Origin of the sequence: Vibrio sp. RM-41-2B (assembly GCF_024744415.1) — a bacterium.
Taxonomy (GTDB): domain Bacteria; phylum Pseudomonadota; class Gammaproteobacteria; order Enterobacterales; family Vibrionaceae; genus Vibrio; species Vibrio diabolicus.
On sequence record NZ_JAMQWD010000043.1, the window covers coordinates 1 to 16,666 of the forward strand.

The 16,666-nt window shown below is 44.1% G+C and carries 17 protein-coding genes; 9 read left to right on the top strand and 8 right to left on the bottom strand.

The genetic code is table 11. From position 1 onward, the window contains the following. Positions 1-170: 170 nt before the first annotated feature. The 4 genes from NB463_RS18645 to phaC all read left to right on the top strand — a co-directional run bounded on the left by NB463_RS18645 (position 171) and on the right by phaC (position 4,366). A complete protein-coding gene (locus tag NB463_RS18645) occupies positions 171-911 on the top strand; it encodes an SDR family oxidoreductase (protein WP_046875888.1) in 741 nt (246 codons plus the stop codon). 12 nt (positions 912-923) lie between these two features. Next, positions 924-2,132, top strand: coding sequence for an acetyl-CoA C-acetyltransferase (locus NB463_RS18650; protein WP_258431978.1), 1,209 nt, complete (start codon positions 924-926; stop codon positions 2,130-2,132). 44 nt (positions 2,133-2,176) lie between these two features. Then, complete coding sequence (locus NB463_RS18655; protein WP_005398278.1) at positions 2,177-2,524, top strand: phasin family protein; 348 nt, start codon at positions 2,177-2,179, stop codon at positions 2,522-2,524. A 66-nt stretch (positions 2,525-2,590) separates the two neighbouring features. Then, a complete protein-coding gene (phaC, locus tag NB463_RS18660; protein ID WP_258431974.1) occupies positions 2,591-4,366 on the top strand; it encodes a class I poly(R)-hydroxyalkanoic acid synthase in 1,776 nt (591 codons plus the stop codon). Between the two features lie 202 nt (positions 4,367-4,568). Here phaC and NB463_RS18665 read toward each other — a convergent pair whose 3' ends face one another. The 6 genes from NB463_RS18665 to napF form a co-directional block, all read right to left on the bottom strand. Continuing rightward, on the bottom strand, positions 4,569-4,703 hold the full coding sequence (locus tag NB463_RS18665; protein ID WP_005373546.1) for a TIGR02808 family protein: 135 nt from the start codon (positions 4,701-4,703) through the stop codon (positions 4,569-4,571). A gap of 11 nt (positions 4,704-4,714) precedes the next feature. Continuing rightward, positions 4,715-5,293, bottom strand: a complete 579-nt coding sequence (locus tag NB463_RS18670) for a NapC/NirT family cytochrome c (protein ID WP_005398274.1) — start codon at positions 5,291-5,293, stop codon at positions 4,715-4,717. A 28-nt stretch (positions 5,294-5,321) separates the two neighbouring features. Then, positions 5,322-5,777: a nitrate reductase cytochrome c-type subunit gene (locus NB463_RS18675; protein WP_258431979.1), complete on the bottom strand. Its 456-nt coding sequence runs from the start codon at positions 5,775-5,777 to the stop codon at positions 5,322-5,324. A 78-nt stretch (positions 5,778-5,855) separates the two neighbouring features. Beyond that, positions 5,856-8,345, bottom strand: a complete 2,490-nt coding sequence (napA, locus tag NB463_RS18680; protein ID WP_085343900.1) for a periplasmic nitrate reductase subunit alpha — start codon at positions 8,343-8,345, stop codon at positions 5,856-5,858. Further along, on the bottom strand, positions 8,342-8,650 hold the full coding sequence (locus NB463_RS18685; protein ID WP_005398456.1) for a chaperone NapD: 309 nt from the start codon (positions 8,648-8,650) through the stop codon (positions 8,342-8,344). The genes napA and NB463_RS18685 overlap by 4 nt, the downstream gene beginning before the upstream one ends. Before the next feature lie 41 nt (positions 8,651-8,691). Further along, the gene (gene napF / locus NB463_RS18690) at positions 8,692-9,177 is read right to left on the bottom strand and encodes a ferredoxin-type protein NapF (protein WP_258431975.1); all 486 of its coding nucleotides are present in this window, start codon (positions 9,175-9,177) and stop codon (positions 8,692-8,694) included. A gap of 247 nt (positions 9,178-9,424) precedes the next feature. Between napF and narQ the strand changes: the two genes are divergently transcribed. Together narQ and NB463_RS18700 are read left to right on the top strand one after the other, a co-directional pair. Next, on the top strand, positions 9,425-11,161 hold the full coding sequence (gene narQ / locus NB463_RS18695) for a nitrate/nitrite two-component system sensor histidine kinase NarQ (RefSeq protein ID WP_048625157.1): 1,737 nt from the start codon (positions 9,425-9,427) through the stop codon (positions 11,159-11,161). Beyond that, entirely contained in the window at positions 11,148-11,780 is a 633-nt protein-coding gene (locus tag NB463_RS18700; RefSeq protein WP_005398453.1) for a response regulator, read from the top strand. The genes narQ and NB463_RS18700 overlap by 14 nt, the downstream gene beginning before the upstream one ends. Positions 11,781-11,868: 88 nt before the next feature. Here the strand turns inward: NB463_RS18700 and NB463_RS18705 are convergent, their stop codons facing one another. Then, complete coding sequence (locus NB463_RS18705) at positions 11,869-12,042, bottom strand: hypothetical protein (protein ID WP_005373524.1); 174 nt, start codon at positions 12,040-12,042, stop codon at positions 11,869-11,871. A gap of 261 nt (positions 12,043-12,303) precedes the next feature. Here NB463_RS18705 and NB463_RS18710 point away from each other — a divergent pair, with 261 nt between their 5' ends. Further along, positions 12,304-13,167, top strand: a complete 864-nt coding sequence (locus NB463_RS18710; RefSeq protein WP_109168973.1) for a DUF6279 family lipoprotein — start codon at positions 12,304-12,306, stop codon at positions 13,165-13,167. A 170-nt stretch (positions 13,168-13,337) separates the two neighbouring features. Continuing rightward, complete coding sequence (gene pepT / locus NB463_RS18715) at positions 13,338-14,567, top strand: peptidase T (RefSeq protein ID WP_258431976.1); 1,230 nt, start codon at positions 13,338-13,340, stop codon at positions 14,565-14,567. An 87-nt stretch (positions 14,568-14,654) separates the two neighbouring features. Here the strand turns inward: pepT and NB463_RS18720 are convergent, their stop codons facing one another. Then, positions 14,655-15,119 (bottom strand): dCMP deaminase family protein, encoded by a 465-nt coding sequence (locus NB463_RS18720; RefSeq protein WP_005373515.1) that lies wholly within the window; start codon positions 15,117-15,119, stop codon positions 14,655-14,657. A gap of 416 nt (positions 15,120-15,535) precedes the next feature. Here NB463_RS18720 and vmeY point away from each other — a divergent pair, with 416 nt between their 5' ends. After that, positions 15,536-16,663, top strand: coding sequence for a multidrug efflux RND transporter periplasmic adaptor subunit VmeY (gene vmeY / locus NB463_RS18725; protein ID WP_134645504.1), 1,128 nt, complete (start codon positions 15,536-15,538; stop codon positions 16,661-16,663). Positions 16,664-16,666 lie beyond the last annotated feature (3 nt).

A 16,666-nucleotide genomic window follows, 5' to 3' on the forward strand; every position in this document is an offset into this window, starting at 1 on the left:
TATGCAAATGGATTAGTTTTTTATTTGAAATGTAATATTTCTGGTTTAACTTAAAATAAAAGGCATCACAGGATTGATAGCCAAAAGAATAAATAAACACGTCAGTTGGTGATGTATTTCATCAGTGTATTAAGTTTGCTTTTTAAATGCCGTTAAGAATGGAGTCTTCAATGAAGAAAGTCGCTTTGATCACTGGATCAAAAGGCGGAATTGGTTCTGCTATTTCCTCTCAATTAGTGAATGATGGTTACCGTGTAATCGCTACTTATTTCACAGGAAACTATGAATGTGCGTTGGAGTGGTTCAACAGTAAAGGGTTTACCAAAGATCAGGTTCGCCTTTTTGAGTTGGACGTAACAAACACTGCAGAGTGTGCAGAAAAGTTAGCGCAATTGCTTGAGGAAGAAGGGACCATTGATGTCGTTATCAACAACGCAGGTATCACACGTGATGGCGTGTTTAAAAAGATGACTGCGCAAGCTTGGAATGATGTCATTAATACCAACCTCAATAGTCTATTCAACGTTACGCAACCTCTGTTCGCTGCGATGTGCGAAAAAGGCGGTGGTCGTGTCATTAACATCTCCTCAGTCAATGGCTTAAAAGGGCAGTTTGGTCAAGCAAACTACTCGGCGGCAAAAGCTGGGATGATAGGTTTCTCTAAAGCGTTGGCGTATGAAGGTGCTCGTTCGGGTGTGACAGTAAATGTTATTGCGCCAGGTTACACTGGTACACCAATGGTTGAGCAAATGAAGCCAGAAGTGTTGGAATCCATCACGAACCAAATCCCAATGAAACGCCTTGCGACACCAGAAGAAATTGCAGCATCAGTGAGCTTCTTGGTCAGCGATGCCGGCGCCTATATCACCGGTGAGACTTTGTCGGTGAACGGCGGCCTATACATGCACTAAGGAGATAAGATGATGGAAAAAGTATTTATCGTAGCGGCGAAGCGCACTCCAATTGGCGCTTTTGGTGGCAGCCTGAAAAATACCTCAGCTGGCGATCTGGCAGCAGTAGCGATTAAAGGCGCGTTAGAAGCAGCAAAGTTGGCTGGCGACAAGGTTGACGAAGTGATTGTCGGTAACGTTGTTGGTGCAGGTCAAGGCATGGGGGTTGGCCGCCAAGCCGCATTGTTTGCTGGGATTCCTGAATCTGTTCCTGCATACGGCGTAAACATGGTTTGCGGCAGTGGCATGAAAACCGTCATGGATGCGGTTTCACATATCCTTAGTGGCGATACAGAGGTTGCTGTTGCAGCAGGTGTTGAGGTCATGTCTCAGATTCCGTTTGCCGCGCCAAGCAGTATTCGTGATGGCAACAAAATGGGCAACCTAGAGCTGAAAGACTTGCTCGTAGCGGACGGTTTAACCGACGTTTACAACCAATATCACATGGGTGTGACGGCAGAAAACGTTGCAAAAGAAATCGGCCTAACCCGTCAACAGCAAGACGAGTATGCGCTGTCTAGCCAACAGAAAGCGGTGGCGGCAATCGAAGCGGGCAAATTCAAAGACGAAATTGTGCCCGTAGAAGTAAAGCAACGCCGTGAAACGGTGCTATTCGATACCGACGAATACCCAAAGGCTAATGCGACTATGGAAGCGTTAAGCAAGCTGCGCCCTGCTTTTGACCGTGAAGGCACTGTGACTGCGGGGAATGCATCAGGTATTAACGATGGTGCGAGTGCAATTATCGTCGCGTCTGAGAGCGCAGTTAAAGCACATGGACTCACGCCTATTGCTGAGATCGTAAGCTATGCGCAATCGGGACTTGATCCGAAAATCATGGGTCTAGGTCCAGTGGAGTCAGTCAATAAAGCATTAGCAAAAGCAGAATTAACGGTAAACGACATTGACGTTTACGAGTTAAACGAAGCATTTGCCGCGCAAGCACTTGGCGTGATTCATCAGTTGGCGGAAACCAACCAAGTTCCCGTTAACGCGATTCAAGATAAAGCGAACTTTAATGGTGGTGCTATCGCGTTAGGTCACCCACTTGGTGCATCGGGCAACCGAATCTTAGTGACGCTTGTTCACGAGCTTCATAAGCAAAATGGTCAATATGGTGTCGCATCACTTTGTGTGGGCGGCGGCATGGGGACGGCTGTGGTTATAAAAGCAGTTAAGTAATTATTTAAACGGACATTTTTAATTCTTTCTCTAGGAGATAAACCATGTACACAGATTTCTTCAAAACCTTTAGCGATCAAACTGAAAAAAATCTAGAACCTTACTTGAAGTTCAACAAGCTAGTGACAAAAAACGTAGAAGTGTTGACTGAGCTTCAACTGAACGCAATTCGTACTTACAGCGAAGTGGGTCTGAACCAAATGAAAGCGGCATCAGAAATCAAAGACGTAACGTCATTGACTGCTTTCAACAGCCAGCAACTAAGCGTTCTTACTAAGCTTTCTCAGCAAATGATGGATGACAGCAACAAGCTTCAAGCCATTGCAAAAGAGTTCAAAGAAGACGTTGAGAAAATGACTTCGGAAAATCTAAAGACTGTTACTCCTGCGTAATTTGTCCGATTCTCGCCGCCCCTAGATTTGGGCGGCGTTGTTTTTTCCGAATATAGGAGTAAGACTATGTTTCAACACTTCTTTTCGGACTATCTTGTGAAGCTTCAGGAAACCAATCATCAGTGGTGGCATGATTTCGAAGTGAACAAGGCAGTCGTGAACTCTCCTTTAAACAAGGCCATGCAAGAAGTGAACTTGGAAGACACTGCCAAACTCTTCGAACAAGCTGTAAATCAACCTGCTGCGATCTTAAAACTGCAAGCAGAATGGTGGGAACAGCAGCTACAAATTTGGCAGAATGTCGCGTTGGCGGGTAACCAAAAACAGATCATTGAAGCAGAAAAAGGGGACAAGCGTTTTTCTAATGAAGCGTGGCAAAATGAGGTGATGTATAGCTTCATTAAGCAATCCTACCTGTTATTCAGCAAGACTTATTTAGATACAATTGAGTCACTCGAAGGTTTGGATGAAAAATCTAAAGAGCGAATACTTTTCTTTTCTCGTCAAGCCATCAATGCACTTTCCCCTTCGAATTTCATCGCGACGAATCCAGAACTCTTGAAACTGACACTTGAGCAAAACGGTCAAAACCTTCTGGCTGGCTTAGAGCAGTTAAAAGAAGACGTTGAGTCCAGTGCGGACATTTTGAAAATTCGTATGACGAACAACAATGCGTTCCGCGTGGGTGATGACGTGGCGACCACTCCGGGCGATGTGGTTTTTCAAAACGAATTGTTTGAGTTAATTCAATATCGACCTCTAACAGAGAAAGTGAATGCGACGCCACTGCTCATCGTTCCGCCTTTCATTAATAAATACTACATCCTTGACTTAACAGCGAAGAACTCAATGGTTCGATGGTTGCTAGAGCAGGGACATAGCGTATTTATGATGTCTTGGCGCAACCCAGGCAAGGCACAAGCGCATGTAGAGTTTGGTGACTATGTGACAGAAGGCGTCGTCAAAGCTGTCGCGGCAATTGAAGATATAACGGGCCAAGAGCAAATCAACGCGGCTGGTTACTGTATCGGTGGTACGGTTCTGGCGAGCACGGTTGCGTACTATGCGGCAAAACGTATGAAGAAGCGTATTAAGTCAGCGACTTTCTTCACCACATTGCTCGACTTTTCTCAGCCAGGCGAAGTTGGCGCGTACATCAATGACACCATTGTGAGTGCAATTGAGGCGCAAAACAACGCAAAAGGGTATATGGACGGTCGTTCATTAAGCGTCACATTCAGCTTACTGCGTGAAAACAGCTTGTACTGGAACTACTATGTCGACAACTACTTGAAGGGCAACAGCCCAGTCGATTTTGACTTGTTGTACTGGAATAGTGACAGTACCAACGTGAGTGCTGCCTCTCATAACTTCTTGCTTCGTGAACTCTATTTAGAGAACAAGCTAGTGCAAGACAAAGGCGTCAAAATTGGTGGGGTATGGATTGATCTAAATAAGATCAAAATTCCTAGCTATTTTGTATCAACGAAAGAAGACCATATAGCGTTATGGCAGGGAACTTATCGTGGTGCCCTGAACACTGGTGGCAACAAAACGTTTGTTCTTGGTGAGTCGGGTCATATTGCGGGTATCGTGAACCCTCCAGCGAAAAATAAGTATGGTTATTGGTTGAACGATACTTTGGATGATTCGGCTGACGAGTGGTTGAATAATGCAGAGCACAAAGAGGGGTCGTGGTGGACACATTGGAATGAATGGCTACTTCAATTCAATCCTAAAGAGCAAGTCGAACCATTCCCTATTGGCTCGGAAGACCACCCAGCAATCGATGAAGCTCCAGGGCAATACGTCAAGCAGGTTCTGCCAGTAAAAGAATCTTAAACAACTCCCTATAGCAGTAAATTTTAGCGACCTTTATGGTCGCTTTTTTGGTCGTTACTGGCCACCTTATTATACCGATTGAATATATGTATCGGTTGAGGACATTTTGGGCCGAAAGTGACTGTGAATAAAAAAGCGCCGAGTAGATACTCAGCGCTTAGTGTCAACAAATAGGCAAGTTGACGGGTAGAGGTGCGTTACGTTACACCTCTTTATCCTTACCAAATGACAGCAGCCAGAGAGAGATTGCTGCTACTGCCACAAAGCCGGAAAGAATAATCACAGGCATGGCGCTATAGCCAAGAATATGCCAAATTACAGATTCTAAAGTACTCATGGGAAGTCTCCTTAGTGCCAGCCTTCAACGCCGCTCATGTCCGGTAGTTTGTGCGCGATGCCTTTGTGACAATCAACGCAGGTTTTCTCTCCAGAAGCTAGCGCAGTAGAGTGCTGTTCCGCTGCTCGTGAGCCTTGTTGAGAGTAATCCATGTAATCAAACTCGTGACAGTTACGACACTCAAGAGAGTCATTCTTTTTCATTCGCGCCCACTCTCGCTCAGCAAGGTGTCCTCGACGCTCTTGGAACTTCTCTGGTGTATCGATAGTACGCAGAACATAGTGAGCGAATAGCTCTTTGGATGCTTGTACTTTACGAACGATCTTATCTGTCCATTCATGAGGAACGTGACAGTCTGAGCAGATGGCACGAACACCAGAACGGTTAGAGTAGTGAATTGTTTCTTGAATTTCAGCAACGATTGGTGCGTGACAGCCAGAACAGAACTCTTCTGTGTTGGTTGCCTCCATACCTGTGTTGAATGCGCCCCAAAATAAAAGACCGCCAGCAAAACCTAAGAACAAAACCACACCAGCGGCAGCTTTACTTGGGTTCTTCAGTCTTTTCCAAAACGCTTTAAGTATTTTCATAAATAACCTCTTAGTACTCGCGTTTCAATTACTGAAGCGAATCAACTGCCTCGAACTTGTTTTCAACTAGTGGCTTAGCATTAGTTTGTGGCACGTGGCATTGCAAACAGAAGTAACGACGAGGAGACATATCCGCCAATACAGCATCTTCTCGGTTTACATAGTGCGTTACGCTAATTTTAGTCGCGCCTGACTCTTTTGCATTTTTCCAGCTGTGGCACGCAAGACACTTGTTAGCATTTAACGATACTTCGTAGTGACGGATGCTGTGTGGGATCAACGGTGGTTGATAAACAAAGCTATCTTCAACAATCTGGTCTTTAGGGAAGTCCTTGAACTCATCTGCTGGGCGTGTGTCTTCCAATTGAGACATTCCACGTAGAGACTCTAGACCACCAATGCCACCTGGATTATCTAACTCAGCTTGCGCAATGCCTGTCACTAACGCACCTACAGATAAAACTGCGACAAGTAATTTTTTCATCATTTCATCTCCGCCTTTATGGCTTAAATTCTTTATTAGGCCGCCATAATGACGGCCGTAGCATTCAGTATCTGAAGGTTAAGCAATCTTAGTGATTTTGACTGGGCACTTCTTAAAGTCTGTCTGTTTAGACAGTGGATCAGTCGCATCTAGGATAAGCTTGTTAATCAAAATACGTGCATCAAAGAACGGTACGAATACCAAACCTTTTGGCGGACGGTTACGACCGCGAGTTTCAACACGAACGCGTACTTCACCGCGTTTGTTTGCCATGAGTACTTCTTCACCACGACGAACATTGCGTGCTTTTGCGTCTTCTGGGTGCATGTAACACACTGCGTCTGGTACTGCTTTGTATAATTCAGGTACACGACGAGTCATGGTGCCTGTGTGCCAATGCTCAAGAACACGACCAGTACATAACCACATATCAAACTCATCGTTTGGCACTTCTGGTGGCGCTTCATATGGTGCAGAGATAATCTTCGCTTTGCCGTCAGCATTGCCGTAGAAATCCCAACCAGAACCTTCTTTTGCGTATGGGTCAGAACCTTCTTTAAAGCGCCATTGTGTTTCCTTACCATCAACAACTGGCCAACGTAGACCACGCACTTCATGGTAACGGTCGTATGGTGCTAAATCATGCCCGTGACCACGGCCAAACGTTGCGTATTCCTCAAACAGACCTTTTTGAACATAGAAACCGAAGTGGTGGGCATCGTCATTCAATTCGCGAGCTTCTTCGATAGGGAACTTGTCGACATTACCATTGCGGTATAGTACGTCGTACATGGTTTTACCACGGTACTGAGGCGCTTTCGCTAGAAGCTCTTCAGGCCACACTTCTTCCATTTTGAAGCGTTTCGAGAACTCCATTAGCTGCCACAGGTCGGATTTTGCCTGACCGACCGTGCCCACTTGTTGGTACCAAGCTTGAGTTCGACGCTCTGCGTTACCGTAAGCACCTTCTTTTTCAATCCACATTGCGGTAGGAAGAATAAGGTCTGCTGCTTGTGCTGTTGCCGTCGGGTATGGGTCAGACACGACGATGAAGTTTTCTGGGTTGCGGTAACCTGGAAGACGTTCTGTGTTGATGTTTGGACCTGCTTGCATGTTGTTGTTACATTGAACCCAGTAACAGTTCAGAACGCCGTCATTCAGCATACGGTCTTGTAATACGGCGTGGAAGCCAGGTTTTGGTGGAATCGTACCTTCTGGCAGTTTCCAGATCTCTTCTGCAATCTTACGGTGTTTCGGGTTAGCAACCACCATGTCCGCAGGTAGACGGTGAGCGAAAGTACCAACCTCACGAGCCGTACCACATGCTGATGGTTGACCCGTTAGTGAGAATGGGCTGTTACCCGGAGTCGAGATCTTACCGGTTAGTAGGTGGATGTTGTAAACCAAGTTATTCATCCACACGCCACGAGTATGTTGGTTCATACCCATTGTCCAAAGTGACATTACTTTCGTATTTGGATTGGCGTATTGCTTCGCAAGCTCGATAAGCTTCTCTTTTTCAACACCAGAGATTTCAGAGGCTTTCTCAGCTGTGTAAGGTGCAACAGACTTTTTGTACTCTTCGAAAGAGATAGACGTTAGTTTGCCTGAGTTAGGATTCTTCGCTGCTTTTTGTAGCGGATCATCGTCACGTAGGCCGTAACCGATGTCGGTATCTGCTTGAGTGAAGTTAGTGTGCTTGTTCACGAAGTCCCAGTTTACCGCATCGTTTTCGATGATGTAGTTCGCGATGAAGTTAGCAATCGCTAGGTCAGACTGTGGATTAAAAATGTAGCCGTGATCTGCCAACTCAAATGAACGGTGGTAGTAAGTAGAAAGCACGTTCACTTTAACGTGAGGGTGACTTAGGCGACGGTCAGTAATACGAGTCCATAGAACAGGGTGCATCTCTGCCATGTTTGAGCCCCATAGAACGAATGCGTCTGCGTTCTCAAAGTCATCGTAACAACCCATCGGCTCATCGATACCGAATGCGCGCATAAAGCCAACTACAGCAGAAGCCATACAGTGACGAGCGTTTGGATCAATGTTGTTTGAACGGAAGCCCGCTTTCATTAGCTTTGACGCAGCGTAGCCTTCCATTACTGTCCATTGGCCTGAGCCAAACATACCTACGCTTGTTGGACCTTTTTTCTCGAGGGAAGCTTTCCATTTCTCAGCCATGATGTCGAAAGCGTCATCCCAAGAGATAGGTGTAAATTCACCGTCTTTGTGGAATTTGCCATCTTTCATTCTCAGCATCGGCTGAGTCAGACGGTCTTGACCGTACATGATCTTAGAAAGAAAGTAGCCTTTGATACAGTTTAGGCCTTTGTTTACTGGTGCTTCTGGGTCACCCTGTGTTGCTACCACTTTGCCATTTTGAGTACCAACAAGAACAGAACAGCCTGTACCACAGAAACGACAAGGTGCTTTGTCCCATGTGATTTTGGTTTGATCAGAGCTTGCAATCAGGTTGGCTGCAGATGCTGGTAGTGTCACACCTGCGACAGCAGCAGCTGATGCAGCCGCGTTTGCTTTCACAAACGCACGTCTTGTCATTTTCATACTTCACCCTCGATTTGGGAATGTTGTGTTCCAGTGTCTTCTTCATCCGTTTCTTCAAGCCCAGTTTCGATTTGGTGATAAACCAATACCGTGCTCAAGACATTCGGTAAATTGTTGATGGCATCGATAGTGTCTGTGATAAAACCTTGGTTTTCGGTTTCAAGCACGACGATAATCTTGCCTTCTGGACTGTCACCATAGATTTCCGCATTTTCATGTGCTTCGATCTGTTGTTTGATTTCGTCCAGATGTTCCGGCAGTACGTGTACTACCAAACTTGAAATATGCACTTCATTTAGTGACATATAGCTCTCTCATTTATTGCCTTTGGCCGACGACATACGGCTTAGGCTGTTATATTGCTCACATTGATGGATGAAGTCGGGCACACTGAAACACAGGCGCCGCAACCGTTACACTCATCAAGGTCTAAATTGGGTTGTGCTACTTTCCCCAGTTCTAATTTGAACTGAATTGCCATTGGGTCGCACATATCCCCACAGCTTCGGCATTCGACATTTTGTTTTGCTAAGCAGCTATCGTTGATGCTTGCTTTCGCTTGCCAAGGTTGCTCTGTTTTTGGCAAGAAAAGGGGCTCAGGACAGGCGTCTGCACACTGATAACAAAATGTGCATTCATCAATAGAAAAATCGACCGAAGGGAATCCGCCATCACTTTTAGTTATAATCTTTGTTTCGCAGGCCTCAATGCATTTATCGCAGCGAGTGCAATCGTCCGTAAACTGTTCTGGCTTGGTTAACCAAGGCAAACGTACGGCGTTGTCGGGGTGCGCTTTTCTTGCAAAGAGTCTTCTTCTGGAAAGGTCTACCACTTAGTCACCTCGAAACTTGGAACCCAAACTAAGCATAGTCCACAATTTTCATTAATAAACTGTCATTTAAACTAACGAAATTGTAGTTTTTGACATATTTGTATAAATACCTCTTAGGAGGTAAATGGGATGCAATATTGTTTTGGATCAATAAATTCCGTCGCAGGTGATCACATATTGATAAAGTTGAAAGGTAATGGGTTCATTGCACGTACAAATAGGGTTGTTAATGGGCGAGGAACTCAGATTGTTTAAAAATGTGAAAAAGTCAGTGACGCGCACGATTGCGTCCGCGATGCTTCTTATTTTGCTGCTTTCAGTTGCTACGACTGGTTTTGCAATTTTTACATTAGCGTCAAGCTTGAATGATGCAGAAGCCGTCAATGTTGCTGGCTCAATGCGAATGCAAAGTTATCGTTTGGCACATGATATTCAGATTAAATCTGTTGATTACTCTTCACATATTGACGCATTTGAACATTCGATATACTCACCTTCTATGAAAGCGCTCCAGCATTGGTCAGTGCCAGAAGACATTACTCATGATTACTACCGTCTTATTATGAGATGGCATGAGCTCAAGTCGGTGTTGAGAGGAGACAACCCGGCGGAGTACCAACTCCTAGTGGCTGGTTTTGTAAAGCAGATCGATGAGTTTGTATTTAAGCTGCAAAGCTTTTCGGAGCAAAAGCTGATTAACTTAGCTTGGATTGGCGGGTTAGGGTTAGGCGGTATCCTTTGTGTCAGTATGTTTGTTGTCCATTTTGTGCGCCTCGAAGTTGTGCGGCCTTTGCGTGCTTTAGTTTTTGCTAGCGAGCAAATTAAGAATCGCTCATTTAATATATCGCTTGATGTATCCAGCGATAATGAAATGGGGATCCTGACTCGAACCTTTAATCGGATGGCGACGGACCTTGGTAAGTTATACCGAGGGCTAGAACAAGCGGTTGATGAAAAAACGCGTAAATTACAGCATGCGAATCAGTCTTTAGAAGTATTGTATGACTCGTCGAAAGAGTTAACGGCTTCGCGTATTAATCAGGATAACTTCCAAGCCATATTACAACATATTGCAAGTCTTGAAGGCATTAAAGCGGTCAAACTTGAAATAGAGCAATTGGGAGAACCGAGTTGGATATTGATGGAAGGGGAAGAGTGCTGCCACGACTGTGATGAAGATTGCCACAGTAAGGCTCTAACGTTGGACGGTGAGCACTTAGGCTATTTGTATTGGAAGGCCGGGTTACCTTGTCCGAACGAAGCTCTTATTGACAACTTTGTGCAGATTTTATCGCGTGCCGTGTATTACAATCGAGCCCAACGCCAAGCAGAACAAATCCTACTGATGGAAGAGCGAGCCACCATTGCTCGGGAACTGCATGATTCATTAGCTCAAGCACTCTCTTATTTAAAAATTCAGGTCGCTTTATTAAAGAGAAGCGTAAAGAATTTGCCTGATGAAAAAGCGATAGCTCAGGCGAATCAAGTCATTGCTGAGCTAGATACGGGCTTATCTGCTGCTTATACCCAACTACGCGAATTACTGACGACGTTTCGTCTTACGATTAAAGAGGGCAGTTTTGGCCAAGCATTGCAAGATATGGTCGAAACGCTCAACGAACAAACCGTCGCTGACATTACGTTAAAAAATAGACTTTCTTCAACTGAACTGGATGCACACCAGCAGGTTCATTTACTACAGTTGATAAGAGAAGCGGCAATTAATGCCATCAAGCATGCGCAAGCAGATAATATTCACATTCAATGTCTTGATAATGATGGAAAAGTCACAGTAACCGTTACCGATGATGGAATAGGCTTTGAACATCAAGACGAAAAATTAAATCATTACGGTATGAGTATCATGCAAGAGCGAGCCGCTAGGCTGCATGCCGATCTTCATATTGAAGCATCGATCAACAAAGGCTGTACCGTAAAACTAGAATTCCAACATAGTAAGGAAGTAAACAGTGACAGTGTGTAAAGTAATGCTGGTGGATGATCATCCACTCATGCGACGAGGTATTCATCAACTTTTAAGCTTTGAGCCTGAGTTTGAAGTCGTTGCAGAAGCAAGTAATGGCGCAGATGCGGTAGCGAAAGCGCATGAGCTGGAACTGGATCTTGTACTTCTTGATCTCAATATGAAAGGCATGTCAGGCCTCGATACCTTACAAGCGCTACGTGCTGATGGTTGTGAAGCTCGAATTGTTATCTTAACCGTATCGGATAGTCCTGCTGACATAGAAGCAATAGTTCGAAGTGGCGCAGATGGCTATTTATTGAAAGATACTGAGCCTGATGAGCTGGTTGAGTTGCTAAAACAAGCGCATCAAGGTGACAAAGCTTACAGCCAGGAAGTTTCTAAGTATTTGAGTGAGCGTTCAGGACAAGAGGACGTTTTTGATACGCTGACGGATCGCGAAACGCAGATCTTAAGAGAGGTGGCAAGAGGTTTCCGCAACAAGCAGATTGCCGATCGTCTTTTTATTTCTGAATCAACGGTTAAAGTGCATATGAAGAGTTTACTTAAAAAGCTTCAAGTTCCTTCTCGTACTGCGGCAACGGTTCTTTATCTTGAGCGCTTTGGCGATATCAAATAATACAGTTGAAGGTTAATTTCAAACCACCAATAGAATCAATTGTTTAGCGTAGTTTTAATAATAAAAAACCGCCTTTAAGGCGGTTTTTTTATTTGTCTGGGCGAATAGAGTACAAGTCACTGTTGTGCTTACCGCACTCTAAATAGTACTGATAAGCCACTTTTTTGCTTTCAGCAATGACTCTCATGCAGTGCATTTTCCCCTGTTCAAAATATCGAATCTCATATTCTACACTGGTATCAAGTTGCTCAGCGGCTGCCATACTTCGCCTCCATAAACCATCCAAAAAACATCCATGCAAATTATATGCCGTTATAAGGAGCGTCGTTCGGTGTATTTTTTAGCCGATAATTGCGCTCTAACTCACTTTTTTGCGGATAGCTGTGATCAAAAAGTTAATTTCAAACTCTATATATTATTAAGGTGGCAATCAATATTTGTCACACTGGTGTAAGTTTGCCGCAATATTAAGTGATACAAGTTGAGTATAGAACTTAATCAATAGAAAAGGGAATACGAATAAGTGACTAAATTACAGGGTGTATCTAATAAGGTGCTTGGTTATGGCCTTCTATTTTGTTTCGTATTTCTTCTTGCCGGATGTACGAAGAAGTTTCTATACAGCAATATCGATTGGTTCGTTATCGATTACATAGAGGATTATGTTTCTCTGCAAGGTGAACAAGAAGTCTTGGTCGAAGAACGCTTATTATTGTTAGCAGAATGGCATAAGAAAGAAGAGTTACCGTTATATATCGATCATTTAAAAGAGCTTGAGAGATTAAAAGCTAGCGATATAACCCTAAATTATTTGCAGGAAAATCGAGATAGAATGCGAGCGCATTACGATAGAGTGGTAAGCAAAGCGGCACCAGACCTTTTTGCTTTGAGTTTACAGTTAACGAAAGATCAAGAACGGGAATTTCTGAGTAATGTACAAGAGCATTATCAAGAGCGAAACGCAAAATATGCGGATAAAACGGAAGATGAAATACGTGAAATTATTCTAGATAACACAGAAGAATGGATGGAAGAGTGGTTGGGAAGCCTATCAGAAAGTCAGCGCCAATTAGCTCAAACGTTTTCTCAACAAGTCACTCTTAACAGTCCTTTATGGAGAGGTTATCGAGCAACGATATATCAAGAGCTCGAATATCTGTTCGACAACAAGTCCAATGCTGTCACTTATCAGGATATATTTATGCGCCTGTTGTTCGAGCCAGAGAGCTATTACAGTGAGCAGCTTTCTAAAAATATTGATTCTAACTTTGTGCTGGTCGATCAACTGACATTAGATATTTCTCAATCTATGACCGATAAACAATGGCTTCATTTTCGCGGTAAGGTAAAAGAGTGGCGAGTACTAGCTGAGGAATTATTAGATTAGATTCATGCTTCAATTGACGAGGGGATGTGCAGTAGCCTTTCTTATGAAAAAATGATTCAAAGCAAATTCTTATTGAGCTAAGAGCGTAACATAGCTTGAGGTTTGATGAGGTAAGGTCAGCTTACTGATGGTTGATAAAGCCTCATCGTATAAAAACAATGAGAATAAATATGAAACATTTAGTTGAAAGATTTCTTCGCTACGTCACGTTCGATACCCAATCAAATCCACATGTTACGCTTTGCCCAAGCTCGCCTGGTCAGCTTGTGTTTGCTGAGTTGCTTAAGAAAGAGATGATCGAACTTGGCTTAAGTGATGTGACATTAGATAAAAATGGCTACTTGATGGCTAGACTGCCAGCTAACGTTGATTATGAGGTGCCGCCTATAGGCTTTATTGCCCATATGGATACCGCGCCTGACGCCTCAGGAAAAAACGTAAAACCGCAATTTATTGAAGATTACCAAGGCGGCGATATTGCGCTAGGGTTGGGGGATGAAGTGTTATCTCCGGTGCAATACCCAGATTTACATCATCTACATGGCCATAACCTTATCACTACCGATGGCACTACATTACTTGGCGCGGATAACAAAGCTGGTATTGCTGAGATTCTCTCTGCAGTCGCGCTGTTACTAGAAAATCCAGACATTCCACACGGCGACATTTGTATCGGCTTTACACCAGATGAAGAGATTGGCCGGGGCGCAGATTTATTTGATGTTGAAAAGTTTGGCGCGAAATGGGCATACACTATTGATGGTGGCCCGCAAGGTGAACTGGAATACGAAAATTTTAATGCGGCAAACGCCGATGTAATTTTTCATGGTGTCAGCGTTCACCCTGGTACTGCAAAAGGTAAAATGGTTAATGCGATGAACTTGGCTGCGAAATTTCAGGTTCAAATTCCTCAAGATCAAACTCCCGAAACAACAGAAGGCTACGAAGGGTTCTTCCATTTAAAATCGGCAGAAATGGGCGTGGCGCGAAGCGAACTTGGTTACATTATCCGAGACTTTGATCGTCAGGGTCTTGAAGAGCGAAAAGCCTTTATGCAGAAACTCGTTGATGACATGAACGCGGGCTTACGCCATGGTTCTGTAGAACTGAAAATAACAGACAGCTATTACAATATGAGAGAAATGGTTGAGCCTTACCCGCATATCATTGAGCTAGCGAAGCAAGCGATGGAAGCGTGTGATGTGGAGCCGATTATAAAACCTATTCGTGGTGGTACAGATGGCGCTCGTTTATCTTTTATGGGGTTGCCGTGCCCGAATATCTTCACTGGTGGTTTTAACTTCCATGGGATTCATGAGTTTATTTCGGTTGAAATGATGGAGAAGTCAGTGCTTGTCATCGTCAAAATTGCTGAAATCACCGCGAAAAAACACGGTTAACAGATCAGGTCGAGCGGTTCTTGTCGATTGAATGGGGAAAAATAGCCCAGAGTCATCTGGGCTATTTTTAAATTCAAAAACGAAACATTAACGTACGTCTTTGTCTTCAATTTCAATGTCTTCTAGTGGTAGCCAGTCGACTTTCACACCCGCTTGATCGAACATGTCTTGGCTGACTTGGATTTTATCTCCCCAGCGAGATAGAAAGTCTTCAGATTGCTCAGGGCAGTGCACGTGTGAGATCCCTGTTTGAATGATCTTTGCCGCGCAGTTAGGACATGGAAAATGCGTCACCCAAATATCACATCCGTCTAAGTCACGTTTTGAGAACAAAATTGCGTTCTCTTCTGCATGTAGTGTTTTTAGATATTTCAACTCGCGTTCATCGGTATCGACACTGTCAGAAACACCGTGCGGGTAGCCATTAAATCCAACAGATACAATGCGATTCTGTTTAGTGATAACTGCACCGACTTGTGTTGATGGGTCCTTACTCCAAGACGCCACTAGTTCTGCCATCTGGTAAAAGCGTTTTGCCCATTTAGAAATCATAGTCATCCTCTCTGTCGAAGGCGTTGAATTAATTGAATGATAACCCATTTATATTAAAAAAATAGTCAAAATCGGGGTCTTGAGTATGAAGGCGTCATTTTTTGTCTTTTTAACCATAAAACGTTCTTATCTTGAGCACCGAATCTCACTTTCCGTCTTTATACGATATCTTAATTCGCGTTTCCTAGCGCCCTAAATGCACGATGCCTGAGAGTGTATATCAAATAGTTATGATTGAGCTGTTTGTATGTTGCTCATTAAATATCACTGTTAACTAAATTACTTTATTTTCTTTTTGTTTCTCATGTTTACATTTAGAAACATTTTGGGGACTTTTGAGTGAAGTTTTCAGTTGCAGCAAGGAGTAAGGTTGATGGGAATTCAACAATATCCTGTTCTATAAAGACGGTAAATACATGCAAAAGAAACCACTTGTCGCACTAATGGCGGCTACAGCAATCCTCGCTGGATGCGGGGAAGCTAATAATGCCCAAAGGGAAGGCCAGGCGCCTCTCGTAGTGACTCAGGATGTCACGGTTATCGACTACCAACCGAGCAAGTCTTATATCGGTCGCATTGAAGCAGTAGAAGATACCAATATTACCGCGCAGATTTCTGGCTATTTAAAAGCTCGTCACTTTGAAGAGGGGCAAATGGTAGAAAAAGGACAGCTTCTTTATTCTATCGAGCCATCTTCTTTTGAAGCACAAGTCGCGAGCGCTAAAGCGGCACTTGCACAAGCAAAAGCCGCGCTAAAAAAAGCGGAACTAGACCACACCCGAGGTAAAAACTTGTTGCCTCGCGGTAGTATCTCCCAATCTGAGTTTGACGCCTTAACTGCGGCACTTCTTGGTGCGAAAGCCGAGCTAGAAGCAGCAAACGCTCAGCTTAAGCTTGCTGAAGTTAACCTTTCCTATACTCAAATCCGAGCTCCGTTCAGCGGTCGCATTAGCGATACCAAAGTGAGTACTGGTGATCTTGTTTCCCCTTCATCTGGCGTGCTGACAACTTTAGTGAGTTTAGACCCTGTTCATACCTCATTTAGTGTGAGTGAGCGTGAGCGTTTAGCCATGGGTATGGACCAAGTCAAAGGCGACGGCTCAGCAGAATCAAACCGTGTTGAAGTTCAGCTTGAACTGGAAAATGGACAGTTTTTTGAGCATCTCGGTAAGCTTGATTTCTTAGGTAATCGTATTGATACCAAAACTGGTACGATTGCAATGCGTGCGCTAGTGCCAAACCCAGAGCAGAAGTTACTTCCGGGTCAGCACATCAAAGTGAACTTGAGAGATAAGAACACGAAAGACGTTATTGTTATCCCACGACGTGCCGTACAGACTGACTTAGAAGGTGACTTTGTGATGGTGATGGCTGAGGGAAGTGTGGCAGAGCGTCGTAACGTCGAGCTTGGACCTCAGGTTGAACAAGGCATTATCATTCGAGAAGGCCTCGATCAGGAAGATACGGTTATTACACAGGGCCTACAGCGTGTGCGTAATGGTGTAGAAGTGCGCATTCAAACACCTGCTGAAGATAAGCAGTAGGGG

What these genes read in the sequence shown, in the direction of transcription:
- NB463_RS18645 (WP_046875888.1), top strand. Translation starts at nt 171, where the DNA reads ATGAAGAAAGTCGCTTTGATCACTGGATCAAAAGGCGGAATTGGTTCT.
- NB463_RS18650 (WP_258431978.1), top strand. Translation starts at nt 924, where the DNA reads ATGGAAAAAGTATTTATCGTAGCGGCGAAGCGCACTCCAATTGGCGCT.
- NB463_RS18655 (WP_005398278.1), top strand. Translation starts at nt 2,177, where the DNA reads ATGTACACAGATTTCTTCAAAACCTTTAGCGATCAAACTGAAAAAAAT.
- phaC (WP_258431974.1), top strand. Translation starts at nt 2,591, where the DNA reads ATGTTTCAACACTTCTTTTCGGACTATCTTGTGAAGCTTCAGGAAACC.
- NB463_RS18665 (WP_005373546.1), bottom strand. Translation starts at nt 4,703, where the DNA reads ATGAGTACTTTAGAATCTGTAATTTGGCATATTCTTGGCTATAGCGCC.
- NB463_RS18670 (WP_005398274.1), bottom strand. Translation starts at nt 5,293, where the DNA reads ATGAAAATACTTAAAGCGTTTTGGAAAAGACTGAAGAACCCAAGTAAA.
- NB463_RS18675 (WP_258431979.1), bottom strand. Translation starts at nt 5,777, where the DNA reads ATGAAAAAATTACTTGTCGCAGTTTTATCTGTAGGTGCGTTAGTGACA.
- napA (WP_085343900.1), bottom strand. Translation starts at nt 8,345, where the DNA reads ATGAAAATGACAAGACGTGCGTTTGTGAAAGCAAACGCGGCTGCATCA.
- NB463_RS18685 (WP_005398456.1), bottom strand. Translation starts at nt 8,650, where the DNA reads ATGTCACTAAATGAAGTGCATATTTCAAGTTTGGTAGTACACGTACTG.
- NB463_RS18705 (WP_005373524.1), bottom strand. Translation starts at nt 12,042, where the DNA reads ATGGCAGCCGCTGAGCAACTTGATACCAGTGTAGAATATGAGATTCGA.
- pepT (WP_258431976.1), top strand. Translation starts at nt 13,338, where the DNA reads ATGAAACATTTAGTTGAAAGATTTCTTCGCTACGTCACGTTCGATACC.
- NB463_RS18720 (WP_005373515.1), bottom strand. Translation starts at nt 15,119, where the DNA reads ATGATTTCTAAATGGGCAAAACGCTTTTACCAGATGGCAGAACTAGTG.
- vmeY (WP_134645504.1), top strand. Translation starts at nt 15,536, where the DNA reads ATGCAAAAGAAACCACTTGTCGCACTAATGGCGGCTACAGCAATCCTC.